The sequence below is a fragment of the Bacteroides cellulolyticus genome (assembly GCF_025567135.1).
GTDB lineage: Bacteria > Bacteroidota > Bacteroidia > Bacteroidales > Bacteroidaceae > Phocaeicola > Phocaeicola cellulolyticus.
The window spans coordinates 205,424-221,072 of the sequence record NZ_JAOQJJ010000001.1; the positions used below are offsets into that span (position 1 = coordinate 205,424).

11 protein-coding genes are annotated in these 15,649 nt (G+C 45.7%); 3 read left to right on the plus strand and 8 right to left on the minus strand.

The window, feature by feature from the left end; all coding sequences use genetic code 11:
* Positions 1-9: 9 nt before the first annotated feature.
* From OCV82_RS00880 to OCV82_RS00895, 4 genes are all read right to left on the minus strand, one after another.
* The gene (locus tag OCV82_RS00880; protein ID WP_154042655.1) at positions 10-2,820 is read right to left on the minus strand and encodes a M16 family metallopeptidase; all 2,811 of its coding nucleotides are present in this window, start codon (positions 2,818-2,820) and stop codon (positions 10-12) included.
* A 144-nt stretch (positions 2,821-2,964) separates the two neighbouring features.
* Positions 2,965-3,900, minus strand: coding sequence for a thioredoxin-disulfide reductase (trxB, locus tag OCV82_RS00885; RefSeq protein ID WP_154042656.1), 936 nt, complete (start codon positions 3,898-3,900; stop codon positions 2,965-2,967).
* A gap of 36 nt (positions 3,901-3,936) precedes the next feature.
* Positions 3,937-4,542 carry a LolA-like putative outer membrane lipoprotein chaperone gene (locus OCV82_RS00890; protein WP_154042657.1) on the minus strand — a complete coding sequence of 202 codons (606 nt, stop codon included), beginning with the start codon at positions 4,540-4,542 and terminating at the stop codon, positions 3,937-3,939.
* Positions 4,543-4,607: 65 nt separating this feature from the next.
* Complete coding sequence (locus OCV82_RS00895) at positions 4,608-7,316, minus strand: FtsK/SpoIIIE family DNA translocase (RefSeq protein WP_154042658.1); 2,709 nt, start codon at positions 7,314-7,316, stop codon at positions 4,608-4,610.
* Between the two features lie 148 nt (positions 7,317-7,464).
* Here OCV82_RS00895 and OCV82_RS00900 point away from each other — a divergent pair, with 148 nt between their 5' ends.
* From OCV82_RS00900 to OCV82_RS00910, 3 genes are all read left to right on the plus strand, one after another.
* On the plus strand, positions 7,465-7,995 hold the full coding sequence (locus tag OCV82_RS00900) for a DUF5063 domain-containing protein (RefSeq protein WP_154042659.1): 531 nt from the start codon (positions 7,465-7,467) through the stop codon (positions 7,993-7,995).
* 12 nt (positions 7,996-8,007) lie between these two features.
* A complete protein-coding gene (locus OCV82_RS00905) occupies positions 8,008-8,589 on the plus strand; it encodes a 3'-5' exonuclease (protein WP_154042660.1) in 582 nt (193 codons plus the stop codon).
* A gap of 156 nt (positions 8,590-8,745) precedes the next feature.
* Entirely contained in the window at positions 8,746-9,927 is a 1,182-nt protein-coding gene (locus tag OCV82_RS00910; protein ID WP_154042661.1) for a class I SAM-dependent rRNA methyltransferase, read from the plus strand.
* Positions 9,928-9,981: 54 nt separating this feature from the next.
* On the opposite strand, the gene OCV82_RS00915 is transcribed toward OCV82_RS00910, so the two are convergent.
* The 4 genes from OCV82_RS00915 to gmd all read right to left on the minus strand — a co-directional run bounded on the left by OCV82_RS00915 (position 9,982) and on the right by gmd (position 15,648).
* Positions 9,982-11,382: a DUF5723 family protein gene (locus tag OCV82_RS00915; protein ID WP_262542715.1), complete on the minus strand. Its 1,401-nt coding sequence runs from the start codon at positions 11,380-11,382 to the stop codon at positions 9,982-9,984.
* 18 nt (positions 11,383-11,400) lie between these two features.
* Complete coding sequence (locus OCV82_RS00920; protein WP_154042662.1) at positions 11,401-13,137, minus strand: hypothetical protein; 1,737 nt, start codon at positions 13,135-13,137, stop codon at positions 11,401-11,403.
* Between the two features lie 266 nt (positions 13,138-13,403).
* Positions 13,404-14,477, minus strand: coding sequence for a GDP-L-fucose synthase family protein (locus tag OCV82_RS00925; RefSeq protein WP_154042663.1), 1,074 nt, complete (start codon positions 14,475-14,477; stop codon positions 13,404-13,406).
* Between the two features lie 79 nt (positions 14,478-14,556).
* Complete coding sequence (gmd, locus tag OCV82_RS00930; RefSeq protein ID WP_154042664.1) at positions 14,557-15,648, minus strand: GDP-mannose 4,6-dehydratase; 1,092 nt, start codon at positions 15,646-15,648, stop codon at positions 14,557-14,559.
* Position 15,649: the final 1 nt, after the last annotated feature.

A 15,649-nucleotide genomic window follows, 5' to 3' on the forward strand; every position in this document is an offset into this window, starting at 1 on the left:
CCGTCAATCTCATTTCACCGGCGAGTTCATGCTCACTTCAATCATGTTCTTCTGTCCGAAGAAGTCTTTTGCGAATTTCTTCAGGTCATCTATTGAAATTCCGTTCACGGTGTTTTCATATCCTTTGTTCATATCTACACCTTCCCACAACATGGTGTTCAGAATTCCCATCCAGTAAGAGTTTTCCTTCTGGTTCTGCTGATATGTCTTGAGCATATATTCTTTCACCTTGTTCAGGTCTTCAGTCTTAGGACCCTGTGCGATGAAGTCGCTGATACCTTTGTTTATCAGTTCCACCATCTGAGGTCTGCGCTGCGGATCAGTGTCGAAATATATCTGGAACACACCTTCAGCTTCAGGATATTTGCTTACAGAGCCGTTGCATGACACACCGTATGTACCTCCTGCATCCTCTCTCACAGTCTGTGTATATAGAATGTTCAGCAGTTGTCCCATCATGCTCATCAGCACCACATTTTTCTGGTCATACTTGCATTTTCCGCTTGCCACCATAAGAACTGACGATTTGGCTGTCTCCATCTCTCTTGTGAAGTTGTTTTCATACAGTCCCTTTCTGATGTCAGGGTTCACGTCGCGGAATTTCTCGTTACGTTTTGTCGAAGGCAGACTGCCCAGATATTTTTCTATCAGCGGAGTAGCTGTAGCCTCGTCAATGTTGCCCACCATGATGAAAGTAAAGTCGCTTGCGTCAGCAAATCTGTCTTTATACAGTTCCATCACCTTGTTGTAGTCAATCTTGTCAAGAGTCTCAGCCTTCACGCTTATAGCTCTAGGATGTCTGTTATACAGAGCCACGCTTATTGAGTCGCCGAAAGCAGTGTTAGGGTCAGCTTCAGCATTAGCCAGGGCAGCCTTGTTTCTGTTGATAAACGATGCGAAAGCATCCTGATCCATTCTTGGAGCTGTAAATCTCAGATAAGTAAGCTGCAGCATTGTTTCCATATCCTTAGGCGAGCAAGAACCGCTTATACCCTCAGTCAGGCTGTTTACGTATGCCGATGCCGAAGCCATCTTTCCTGCAAGCACCTTGTCCAGATCCACTGCGCTGAAGTTGCCTAGTCCTCCCAGGCTTACCACCTGGTTGATCAGTTTGAACTGAATTGCATCCTTGTCGTCGAACATTGAAGTACCACCGGTACTGAAAGCCTGCATTCTCACTTCGTCAGCCTTGAAGTCAGTCTTCTTCAGAACCACCTTCACACCGTTGCTCAGAGTCAGGATCTTGCTGTTGAACGGTCCTGCTTCCTCTTTCACAACCTTTCCTCCTGCAGGAAGTTCCTTCATCAGAGGTTCGTTTGAAACCTTATCCACGTATGCTTCAAGTTTTGCAGCCTTAACCTTGTCGATAACTCCCTTCAGCTCAGCTTCTGTAGGATATTTCATACCTTCCTTCTCAGGACAGAACACGCTCAGCACGATGTTCTTTTCTCCGATAATCTGTTTTACCACCTGGTTGATTGCATCTACAGGAATGTTAGGCACAATCTGGTTCATTATCGCATATTCGTTCTCTATGCCAGGGATAGGTTCGTTGTCGATGAAGTGTCTCACATATTCGTTCACATACTGTGAGTTTCTCATCTTCTCCCTTTCGTTGTAAGCCGATTCCAGACTTCTCAGATAGTCGGCCTTTGCTCTTGCATATTCGCTTGCGGTAAATCCGAACTGTCTCACTCTTTCTATTTCAGTCATCAACGCTTCCGTAGAAGTCATGATGCCGTCTTCCTTGGCTACAGCCAGTCCCATGAAAGCACCCTTGGTCTTTGCCAGCAGATAGATACCGTCATCGGCAAAAGCCTGGATGAATGGAGGCTGTGGCTTCTGAGTAAGCTCTGACAGACGTGCATTCAGCATATTGCTTATCATCGAAGTCATATAGTTCATTGCCAGATATCCCATATTGTTCTTCATTTCATCAGGCACAACCTCATGCTTGTAGAACAGATATATGATAGGCACCTGCTGTTCCTTGTCCTTAGCCACGGCTATCAGCGGTTCGTCATTGTCAGGTACAGGGAAATATACTCTTTCAGCAGCGTTTGCAGGCATCTCGATAGGGGAGAACATCTTCTTGATTTTCTCTTCCACCTTGTTCACGTCCACGTCGCCCACTACTATGATACCCTGCTGGTCCGGTCTGTACCATTTTTCATAATAGTCTTTCAGAGCCTGATAAGGGAAGTTATCCACCACTTCCATTGTACCGATAGGCAGACGGTAAGCATACTTGCTGTCCTTGAACATTATAGGGAACACCTTTTCGTACATACGCATCATGGCACCTGTTCTGGTTCTCCATTCTTCGTGTATCACCTTACGTTCCTTGTCTATTTCCTCATGATCCAGAGTCAGGTCGTTGGCCCAGTCGTGCAGTATCAGCAGACATGAGTCAATCACAGTCTCTCTTGCCACAGGAACATTCGAGATGTTATACACAGTCTCGTCTATTGATGTATATGCATTCAGGTTAGCTCCGAATTTCACACCGATAGTCTCAAGATACTCTCTCAGCAGGTTTCCCGGATAGTTTGTCGTACCGTTGAAACACATATGCTCCAGGAAGTGTGCCAGTCCTCTCTGATTATCCTCTTCAAGAATAGAACCTACTTTCTGTGCAATGTAGAAATCGGCCTGGTTCTCAGGCAGCTCGTTGTGTCTGATGTAATAAGTAAGCCCGTTTTCCAGTTTTCCTATACGTACATTCGGATCGGTAGGTATAGGCGGCATCTGCTGTGCGAAGCCTGATGCCATACCGCCTATGAATATTATCATGGCGGCAGAACGTTTCCATAAATTCATGTTTGTAATTAATAATTAACAATTAATAATTAATAATTAATAATTGACAATAAACAATTGACAATTAATAATTTAGAACTGGAGGTAAATTAAAAATTAAAATTGATGACATGCACTCGTTTTTAATTTTTAATTATTAATTCTTCATTTATTCAAATATCTCTCCGCCTCAATAGCAGCCTTACATCCGCTTCCTGCAGCTGTAATAGCCTGACGGTAATGAGGGTCAGCCACGTCACCTGCTGCAAACACACCCGGAACTCCGGTACATGGTGTATTGCCTTCAGTGATGATGTAACCCACCTCGTCAGTCTTCACCCATGGCTTGAAGATGTCAGAGTTAGGCTTATGGCCTATTGCAAGGAAGAAACCGTCGATAGCCACGTCATATCTTTCCTCGTCAGCTTCGCCCATTCTCTTCACCACGTGCATACCTTCCACGCCGTTGTCGCCATACAGTCCCACTGCATTGTGTTCGAACAGCACCTTAATCTTAGGATGGTTCATCACTCTTTCCTGCATAATCTGCGATGCTCTCAGGAACGGCTTTCTCACCACCAGATACACCTCGCTTGCCAGACTTGCCAGATATAGGGCTTCCTCGCAGGCTGTATCACCGCCGCCCACTACAGCCACTTTCTTCTTTCTGTAGAAGAAACCGTCGCAAGTGGCACATGCGCTCACGCCCATACCTGCATATTTCTTTTCATCTTCCAGTCCCAGATACTTTGCAGTAGCACCAGTCGAGATGATTACCGCATCCGCAGTAATTTCCTTTTCTCCGTCCACCTCGAAAGTATATGGAGCCTTGCTCAGGTCAGCCTTTGTCACGATACCGTTTCTTATCTCAGCGCCGAATTTCTCAGCCTGCTTTCTCAGGTCGTCCATAAGCACCGGACCTGTCACCCCTTCAGGATAACCGGGGAAGTTTTCCACTTCAGTTGTAGTTGTCAATTGTCCTCCAGGCTGGAGTCCTTCATAAAGTACAGGATTGAGGTTTGCTCTTCCTGTATATATTGCGGCAGTATATCCTGCCGGTCCCGATCCTATGATCAGGCATTTCACGTGTTCTGTAGCCATACTGAAAATTATTATTGGTTACTAATGTTTATATTACTATCTCAAATCTATAATCTCTGCATTCGGATATTTCTTCCTGTCGAACTTGAAGAAAGAGTCCGCCAGGTTCAATGTCCTGTATTCCTTCACGGTGAATTCCTGCGCATCGCCCGAATTGCTTTCCAGTTTCACATACACAGGCTGCATCCTGTTGTTCACCGATATTGTTATCTCCTTTATATCCTGCTTCTTTTCAGGTCTCAGCACTATATCCTTACACATCATTCCGCTTCTGCTCTTCGTGCCTGCATACGAGTAGTTGAAGCCGTTCCTGTACATCCCTATCATGGCATACGGATTAATCGACTGTATCTCCTCTGCCGTAGGCGACGACACGTTCACCTCTTCGTTATCCTCCACATAGCTCCATAGAGTTTCTCCGTCAAACCAGCTTTTTATGCCACCGCAGTCCAGAACGAATTTGTTTCCTTTCAGTGCTATTGTCCCTTTCACGCTGCCGTCAAACACAATTTCCGTACCCGCCGCCTTGTCGTATTCTGCCGCCATGGCGTCAAGTACCTGCCTTGCCTTCGCATCCTTCTGTCCGAAGCATTGCAGCGTAGCCAGCAATAATGATATTACAGTTAAATATCTTATATTCATTATCAGCTCCTAATTTTTGATTATCAGCTCTTAATTTTTAATTATTAACTCTTAATTATTAATTATCAATTATTAGCCCTTAATTGACTAAGTCTCATCTGCAAGTCATTCTCGTCAATACACAGCACATCTCTTGCCTTGCTGCCGTTTGCCGGACCCACGATACCCGCTCTCTCCAGCTGGTCCATGATACGTCCCGCCCTGTTATATCCCAGCGACAGTTTTCTCTGTATAAGCGAAGTAGAACCCTGCTGATGATAAATAATCAGTCTTGCAGCTTCCTCAAACATAGGGTCCAGTCTGTTCATATCAACATCCGCAGCTCCGCTAGGTTCCGCATTCTCATCCACATATTCAGGCAGCTCGAAAGCGGTAGGGTAGCCCTGCTGTTTGCTTATGTATTCCGAAATCTTCTCCACCTCCGGAGTATCCACAAATGCACACTGCACACGCACCGGATCATTTCCCTGCAGATAAAGCATATCACCCTTACCGATAAGCTGCTGTGCACCCGGTCTGTCCAGAATAGTTCTTGAGTCCATCATAGATGCCACTCTGAAAGCCACACGTGCAGGGAAGTTTGCCTTGATGGTACCTGTGATGATGTTCGTTGTCGGTCTCTGGGTTGCTATTATCGCATGTATTCCCACCGCACGTGCCAGCTGAGCTATACGGCATATAGGAAGTTCCACTTCTTTTCCCGCAGTCATTATCAGGTCGCCGAACTCATCTATAATTATCACTATGTAAGGCATGAACTTGTGTCCGTTTGCCGGATTAAGCTGTCTGTTGATGAATTTCGCATTATATTCCTTTATGTTTCTGCATCCCGCCTTCTTCAGCAGGTCATATCTCGTATCCATCTCCACACACAGCGAGTTCAGTGTCTGCACCACCTTTGTCACGTCAGTGATGATTGCGTCCTCCGCATCAGGCAGCTTTGCAAGGAAATGCTTCTCTATCGGTGCATAGATGGCGAATTCCACCTTCTTAGGGTCGATAATCACGAATTTCAGTTCGCTCGGATGCTTCTTATACAGCAGCGATGTCACGATGGCGTTCAGTCCCACAGACTTACCCTGTCCTGTAGCACCTGCCACCAGCATATGCGGAGCCTTTGCCAGATCCACCATGAACACCTCGTTGGTGATAGTCTTACCCAGCGCTATAGGCAGCTCGTAAGTACTCTCCTGAAACTTCTTGCTAGCCAGCACAGAGCTCATAGGAACGATTTTCGGACTCGCGTTAGGCACTTCTATACCTATCGTACCTTTTCCCGGTATAGGGGCAATTATACGTATTCCCAGTGCCGAAAGGCTCAGCGCTATATCATCCTCCAGATTTCTGATTTTCGATATTCTCACGCCCTCAGCCGGAGTAATCTCATACAGCGTCACCGTAGGCCCCACATTAGCCTTTATCGACGAAATCTCTATTCCGAAACTTCTCAACACCTGGATAATCCTGTTCTTGTTGGCATTCTGTTCCTCCATGTCGATGCTCGGCCCGTCGTCAGGATAAGTCTTCAGCAGATCCAGGGTAGGGAACTTATACAGCTCCAGATCCAGTCTCGGGTTATACGGAACATTCAGGTCGCCTCTTACCTTTTCCTCTTCCTTAGTCTCTTCTATCTCAAAAGCAGGTCCCCCGTCATCAGCCTTTGCCGGTTTCGACATGTTCTCTGCCTCAATAATCTTTTTCGCATTCACCGGAACATCGTCCAGCGGAAGCTCTATGCTGTTGTCTGTATAGTTTACGTCGTCGCTGTAAACCTCCTCGGCATAAGGTTCAGGCTCATTCTCATGCTTGAATTCGGCATATTTCTTCTCGTAGTCCACATTTATGATATCCTCTTCCACGGCCTTTTCCTCTTCAGCTGCAGTCTCTTCTTCAGCATCATCCTCACCTGCGTTTTCTTCAGCCGCCTTATGCTTCTTTCCGAACAGTTTTCCCAATATTCCACCCGGCATCAGTCTTGCACTCCATTTCGGCTTTTCTTCCGCCGTCTTTTCTTCAGCTTCCTCAGCATTCTCGTCTTCAGCCGCAGTCTCTTCCTCGGCAGGAGCCTTCACCTCTTCCACTGCCACCGCCTCATTCCTTGTCTCCTCGTCAGCCTTAGGCCCGCTGTTGCTGTCTGTCGTGTTGTCATTCTTCTTGAAATCCGGATGTATAACCTTTCTCACCACATCCATTGTCTGTCTTCTGATGGCAATACCTATTATTATACCGCAGAACAGCAGCAGCAATATCAGTCCCGGCACTCCGATATACGATTCTATCCACAGAGACACATTATACCCGTGCATACCTCCCGGGTAGATGAAAGAATTCTCAAACACTTTTCCGAAAGCAAATCCCAGTGTCACCGACAGCCAGTACATTATGCTCATACATCCCAGGAACCATTTCCATACCGTAAAGTTGTATGCCTTCATCAGCTTCGTACCCGCGATAAGCAGCACCACCACTATCAAATATGCCGGAATACCGAAACAGTCGTTTATCAGAAATTCCGCCAGTCTGGCACCCGCCGGTCCCGTATGGTTCTGCACCACCTCCGTTTCGCCAATCGAGTTCACCGCCGTCACACTCTGGTCAGCTCCTCCTGCCGACAGGAACGAAGTGAATGCCAGAAACATATACACTCCGAACATCAGACATATCAGTCCTCCTATAAAGTGTCCTGTCTCTCCGTTCAGTGCCGATTTTATCTTCTTTTTACTATTGTCCTTAGAGTTTATATTCGATTTTTTATTGTCTTTTTTTGTACTCATAACATATATCAGTTAATTACCGTTTTACAAAATACTCATGCAAAGATAATACAAACGATATGAAAACAGTAAACAAAAAACAATAAAAACAGAAAAAATTCCTACCTTTGCACATATATTTTAAAGAATAGCAGACAAATTAAATCAAATGAAATCATCAAATCAACCTATTTTCGATGCAAACACAGTCGAGTTCGTTACCGTAGCCGCCGAGTTTTGCGGTTTTCTGGAACGTACTCCCGAAATGCAGCCCTCCGAGTTTGTCGATCGCAGTCTCAAGCTCCTTCCGCTGCTTTATCTGAAAGCATCCTTGCTTCCCGATTGCGAACCTCTCGACGACATCGAGCCTGAGACATTCGTTACAGAAACCGACTATGAACATCTGCGCAGCCTGATAGCGGAACAGTTGGGTCCTGACGATGACTATCTTGAGGTTTTCCTTGATGACATGGCATTCAGCGACACACCTATCAAGCAGAACATCTCTGAAGGCCTGGCAGACATCTACCAGCCGCTGAAAGATTTCGTATGCGTATATAGCCTGGGTCTCGACAGAACTATGAACGATGCCCTCTGGCGTTGCCGCGAGCAGTTCGCATCCTACTGGGGACGTACATTGGTCAATGTCATGCGTGCCCTTCACAATGTAAAGTATCACGGTGAAGAATCAGAATGCTAAACACGGACAGACATGACAGACTACCAACCCACAATAGACAAGAAACTCATATCCGAAATGCCTAAAGTGGTTTTCCCCGGCCGTATCATTATCATCTACACCGAGGACGATGCCCGCAAGGCTGTAGCCTATCTCAACCGTTGCAGCGTAGTGGGAGTTGACACCGAAACCCGTCCCTCGTTCAAGAAAGGAAAGGTGAACAGTGTAGCCCTTCTGCAGGTTGCCACATCCGACACATGCTTCCTTTTCAGGCTGAACCGTATCGGCATACCGGACTTCCTCGAAGAGTTTCTGCAGAACGATGTCCTGAAGATAGGACTCTCTCTCCGCGACGATTTCAACATGCTGCGACGTGCGAACAACAAGGACCCGAGGGTAGGCAACTGGATTGAACTCCAGGACTATGTATCCCGTTTCGGCATTCAGGAAAAAAGTCTCCAGAAGATATATGCCATACTCTTCGGCGAGAAAATATCCAAGAGCCAGCGCCTTTCCAACTGGGAAGCCGACGTCCTGACCGAAGCACAGCAACAGTATGCCGCTACGGATGCATGGGCTACGCTGAGGATTTATCAGAGGCTGAATAATGAATAATGAAAAATTAATAATTAATAATTGGCGGATGTCATCAGTTTTAGTTCTTAATTTTTAATTTTTAATTCTTAATTCTTAATTAACTTCGTTGACCATTGGTTAGCATCGCTGATTTTTAATTCTTAATTCTTAATTCTTAATTTTTAATTGAATAACATGAACAAAGTATATTTAAAACCCAAGAAGGAAGAATCGCTTCTCCGCTTTCACCCGTGGGTGTTTTCCGGCGCCATAGCCCGTGTAGAGGGCAATCCGGAAGAAGGAGAGGTAGTTGAAGTATATACATCCGACAAGCAGTACATAGCTTCCGGACACTATCAGATAGGCAGCATCGCCGTACGTGTGCTCACATTCAGGAAAGAAGAGATCAATCACGATTTCTGGGTACGCCGTCTTACCGTTGCGCGTAACCTCCGTCAGGCTCTCCGTCTTATCGGAACAGAGACCAACAATGCCTGCCGCCTTGTACACGGCGAAGGCGACAATCTTCCAGGTCTTATCATCGACCTCTACGACCATACAGCCGTCATGCAGGCACACTCTGCCGGAATGCACGTCTATCGTCACGAGATAGCCAAGGCACTCAAGGAAGTGATGGGCGACACCGTCAGCAACATATATTATAAGAGTGAGACCACGCTCCCTTTCAAGGCCGATCTTGAATCTACAGAGAACGGATTCCTCCTCGGAGGCAGCACAGAGAATGTGGCAATGGAGAACGGCCTTCTCTTCCACGTCGATTGGCTCAAAGGTCAGAAAACAGGCTTCTTTGTCGATCAGCGTGACAACCGTGCCCTTCTCGAGCACTACTCGCTCGGCCGCAACGTCCTCAATATGTTCTGCTACACCGGAGGATTTTCATTCTACGCCATGCGAGGCGGAGCCCGTCTTGTCCATTCCGTTGACAGCTCATCCAAGGCTATCGACCTCACACGTGCCAACGTAGAGCTTAACTTCCCTGGCGACAAGCGTCATGAAGCCTTTGCCGAAGATGCCTTCAAGTATCTCGACAGGATGGGAGGGGAGTACGATCTTATAATCCTCGATCCGCCTGCATTCGCCAAACATCGCGGAGCCCTTCGCAATGCCCTTCGCGGCTACACCAAGCTCAATGCCAAGGCATTCGAGAAAATCCGTCCGGGAGGCATCCTCTTCACCTTCTCCTGCTCTCAGGTAGTAAGCAAGCAGGATTTCCGCAATGCAGTCTTCACTGCTGCAGCCCAGAGTGGCAGAAGCGTACGCATCATGCACCAGCTCACACAGCCGGCCGATCATCCGGTCAATATATACCATCCTGAAGGTGAATACCTCAAGGGACTGGTACTGTATGTAGAATAAAAAAATAGCTCCTCGGAATTGAGGAGCTATTTTTTTATTATGCGATATTCATTATCAGAAAGTCACGTTCAGACCGAAGCTCAGGTTCATATTCATGTTGTTCAGAGGAATATACTGCTTGCTCACCTTTCCTACTATATAGTCCATACCTACGAACAGGCTCATTACTCTAGGGTGGAAGTTCACAATCCATCCCATTGTGCTGCCGTACGATGTGATACCGTAGTTGATACCTGCTTCAAACCAGCTCAGAGGAGAAACATTAGCCGAGAAACGTCCTTCGCTCCATGAATACTTACCGTTGATTCTTGTAGAAGAAAGGAAGCCGAACGAAAGTTTGTCATACATCGGTAGTGCATATTCCGCACCTAAATTCAATGTAGCAGCCAGTGCTCTGTTCAGTTTTCCTCCTGTGCTTCTTCTGTGCAGGTTGGTATAGTCTTCAAAGTCATCCGAAAGTTTGTCCAGCTGGTTGTCAAATGAATTCTCGCTGTCTTCATCCATCGACAGGTCATGGAAACCTTCGAAAGTCCAAGGCTCGTTGTTAGTCGAAGCATAAGTATTGTTGCTCCAGTTCATGAATCCCAGATCCTTGATGGCAGCCGATACAGTCAGATTATCCATCACCTCGTATGTGGCACCCAGATCCAATGCCAGACCGAATCCTCCCAGTCCCGGAGAGTTCATTTCTATATTGTCAAAATCCACCAGCGTACCCTCGTTACCTGTATATTCGGCACCGCTTTCCTCTTTTGTCGGAACGTTCAGTCCGGCCATTGCGATATTCATCTCTCCGTTGGCCATCACTTCCCATTTGTCTTCGCTCAGCGTTACTTTTGTATTGCTCAGGTTCATGTTGGCATACAGACCGCCCAGCAGAACCTTGAATTTTGCACCCACTCTCAGATTGTCGAATATCTGTCTTGAGTGTCCCAAGGCGATTTCCACATAGTTGGAAGTAGAGATACCCATGCTTCCCAGGTCATAAACGGTATTAGGTCCGCTCTGTCCCACCTTCATGAATTCAAAGAAATCCTTAGGCACATATACCGAAGAACTCGATCTCAGTCCTATATCCAGAGTATTGAAACCTCCCCATCCTCTGAATCCCATTGAGATGATTGAAGTATTCACGTTCAGCGACATCTTGTTGATGTTTCTCAGTCCCCCGAGAAACTCTTCGGCACTTACGCTGCTGTTCATGAAAGTGGTCAGTTTGTTGCCGGCAGTAGGGTATATGAAGTTTGCCATACCCACATTACCCATTGTTCCGAAATTCATGTTTCCCAATACCGGGATACTGAAATACGATTTGTCGCTTTCCAGTGCCGGGTTCAGCTGATGCTTGAACAGATATCCGTCCAGAAAATATCCCGAGTTAAGAGCCTGGGCAGAAACCCCTGTAGCTGCACACATCATGGCAGCTCCCATCATATATTTAGCTATATTCTTCATCTTCTTTTTCATTTAATATTAGTTCAGATCCATAGTAATACCGCCTACAAGTCTCAGTTTTATTTCAGTAAACTGCATAGTCTGGTTTTCGTTCAGTGTAACATCGCTTACGCTGTTGTCAACCGATGCCACGACAGAGATTTCTATACCGTCCAGTCCTGCAATCCTGCCGTCTTCAGTTGTCAGAGTGAAGTTCACGTTTTGAGTTGTCGGTGCACCGATTTCTCCGGCTTTGATTTCTACATCCATATCCACCTTCACGTTCTCAAGCACATTGCCATTCACGTCGATGGCCTTTGCTGTCATTCTCACTCCCAGCGGTATTTCGTTTATCACGTTCATCGATGCTTCCACTCTGTCGAATTCCATATCTTCCAGGTCAGCATCCCATCCGTCTATAGCCTCAGTATATGTTATTTTTGTTTCAGGGCCAAACATCAGCGGAGTATCCACCCTGTAGTCAGTAACGATAGTATAGTTCTTGTCAAGATCTATAGTCACTTCTTCCTGCACCACGCTTGTTTCCACGTCTGTTATTTCTATTCTGTCCGGAATGTTCTTTATCAGGTCGCTCAGTCCTTCAACCTTCTTGTACATGATTTTCTCTGTTGTATCCCATTCTTCCCTTTTTTGGTTTACACAGATTACGTAGTTCTCACATTCTTTCGGGATATTTACATTCTGCAGATAAGCTTCCCCTTTTTTGTTACCTTCCTTAAACGATCTCAGTGCGGCACCCATGTTTACGGCTACAGGGCTCGGATTTGTCACTGTAATGTAAATCCTAGGGTCTGTAAGGTCAAGAATCACATCTTCTTCAGCCAGGAAGTCAGGAATATCGTCTATTCTTATAGGATCTATTTTTATGTCAACCTCAGGATCTACCACTGCAGTTGCCGATTCTATAGCCATGTTTTCAGCTTCCACATTTGCCGACAGAGTGAAGTTTCCGCCTTCATTTGTCTGTGCCGAAGCCTTAACGTTTCCGTCCAGCGAGATATTTCCTCCAAAATGTACAGAGTTGTTGTCTTTTTCATTTTCATTGTTGGTAAAGACAGCCTCATTCTGGTCAAACTGTACATTTACAATCTGGAATTTTATTTTGGTGTTGTTTGATATTTCCATACCTTCAGCCTTGGTAAGCTTCAGGATATTTCCTTCTGCTGTCCAGTCGGCATTTTCTGATTTTACTGTAATATAGTTTGGAAACTCTATGGTATAACCGTTTTCCAGTACTGCCTTTATCTGGTTTGTATTTTTCGAGAATACCAGATATGTGTTTCTGCATGAAGTCTCCGCATTGCTTATACTCTTGATGTCGGATGTAATGCCGTTTTCGTTAACGTCTATTTCGATATTGTCTTTAAATTCTATGTTTTTTTCAGGCATATCGCTGCCAATTCCTGCAGGAATGTTGAAAGTCTGGCTTACACCCTTGAAACCGTTCGTCATGTTGATATCAACTTCCGGTACTTTTACGTCCGTGGAGCTTGTTTCCCCATCCTGCACCAGATAATAGTCACCCGCTGAATTATTTACTTTAATCACGCTGTTATCTTCCAGATCAAGAAGGTCGCTTAATACAATTTTCTCTGTACTGCTTCCCGGAACCGTCAAATCTCCCCCAACAGTAATAGTCATATCAAAGTCCTTGTCCAGGTCATAAGTCTCATCGACTTTCAGACATGAATTAAGACCAATCAGTCCCAGGGCACACATACCCACAACTGCATGATTCTTGAAATTTTTTTCCATACTTCTAGTTTATATTTTTATATCAGACAAAATTTACATCATTAATATTTTTTACGAATACACAAAGATTATGCATACTCATATTAATAATACTTTGCAAATATAGCGAAAACATCCAATAAATAGGAAAAAAATACAAGTAAAATCTTTTTAATTGTGAATACATATTTATAATTACATCATTCCGTTACATTTTTGTTTAGATATATATTATATATAAAAATGGCGGGACATCATCAGTTGACATCCCGCCATTGTCCATTCCGTTATTGTTCCGTGTACCATTTGTACATTCTGTGCACACCTTCATCAATTTCCACTTTGTGGTGCCATCCCAGGTTATGCAGTTTCGTCACGTCCGTAAGTTTCCTCATCGTGCCGTCCGGCTTCGATGCATCCCATCTTATTTCCCCTTCGAAACCTATTTCCTTCTTGATAAGCATTGCCACGTCGTGAATGCTCAGTTCCTTGCCCGTACCCACATTGATATGGCAGTTTCTGATATCCTTGTCACCTTCCTTATAAGTGTCCTTGAAATCCACATTCAGCAGCACATGCACGCTGGCGTCTGCCATTTCCTCGCTCCACAGGAACTCTCTCATCGGTTTTCCCGAGCCCCACAGCATCACGTGGTCATTGTGGATGCCGTATTTTGCCAGAATTGCTATGATGTCAGCTTCCGGAGAATTTCCGTCCACACCTTCCACCGGACGCTTCTTCAGGTCAGCCCTTACAGCCTCCATATCGCCGTTCATCAGACATTTTGCCAGATGGATCTTTCTTATCATGGCCGGCAGCACATGGCTTCTTTCCAGGTCGAAATTATCGTTCGGACCATACAGGTTAGTCGGCATCACCGCTATATAGTTTGTACCATACTGCAGATTGAAGCTCTCACACATCTTCAGTCCCGCAATCTTTGCTATCGCATACGGTTCGTTGGTATATTCCAGAGGTGAGGTGAGCAGCACTTCCTCCTTCATCGGCTGTTCCGCATCCCTCGGATAGATACATGTACTTCCCAGGAACAGCAGTTTCTTCACCCCGTGACGGAAGCTTTCGCCTATCACGTTCTGCTGTATCTGCAGATTGTTGTATATAAAGTCAGCTCTGTAGATAGAGTTCGCCATTATACCGCCCACATGAGCGGCAGCCAGAATCACCGCATCCGGTTTTTCCTCGTCGAAGAATTTCTTCACAGCCACCCCGTCCAGCAGATCCAGTTCCTTGTGAGTCCTTCCCACAAGATTTGTATATCCCCTTTGCAGAAGATTGTTCCAGATGGCAGAGCCCACCAGTCCGCGGTGTCCTGCCACATATATTTTACTGTTTTTATCCACGGTTATATCAATGAAGAATTAAAAATTAAATAACTCATTATTAACTCTTAATTCTTAACTCTTAACTCTTAATTATTAATTATTTTACTATTCCCTTCTCCAGATACTCCGCAAGATTAGTTCTCACCACCTCGCTATGTCTTTCCACAGCCACTTTCGCCATGTCGGCATCCACCATGATGTTCACCAGTTCCTGGAAGCTTGTCTTTGTCGGGTTCCATCCCAGTTTTGCTTTCGCCTTAGTCGGGTCGCCCCACAGGTTCACCACGTCGGTAGGACGGTAGAAATCTTCGCTCACCTCTACCAGACACTTTCCTGTAGCCTTGTCGTAACCCTTTTCGTCAATACCTTCACCCTTGAATTCAAGTTCTATACCTGCACGCTTGAATGCATAATAGCAGAATTCCCTTACACTGTGCTGTTCGCCTGTAGCGATTACGAAGTCCTCAGGCTGGTCGTTCTGCAGAATCAGCCACATACATTCCACATAGTCCTTCGCATAACCCCAGTCACGCAGCGAGTCCAGATTACCCAGATACAGCTTCTCCTGCTTACCCTGTGCAATACGTGCGGCAGCCAGAGTAATCTTTCTTGTCACGAAAGTCTCGCCGCGGCGTTCGCTCTCATGGTTGAACAGGATACCCGAGCAGCAGAACATGTTGTAAGCCTCACGATATTCCTTCACAATCCAGAATCCGTACAGCTTTGCCACTGCATAAGGCGAGTAGGGGTGGAACGGAGTATTCTCGTTCTGTGGCACTTCCTCCACCTTTCCATACAGTTCCGATGTCGATGCCTGATATATGCGGCAGCTGTCAGTCAGTCCGCACAGACGCACAGCCTCCAGTACACGGAGCACACCTGTTGCATCCACATTAGCTGTAAACTCAGGCGAGTCGAACGACACCTGCACATGGCTCTGTGCAGCCAGGTTATATACTTCAGTAGGGCGTACCTTGCTCACCACCTGCATGATGCTCATCGAGTCTCCCAGATCCGCATAGTGCAGATGGAAGTTAGGTTTTCCTTCCAGATGTGCTATTCTTTCTCTGTAATCCACAGACGAGCGTCTGATAGTTCCGTGTACGTCGTATCCTTTCTCCAATAAAAATTCTGCCAGGTATGAACCGTCTTGTCCCGTAATACCTGTAATCAATGCTACTTTTCTCATT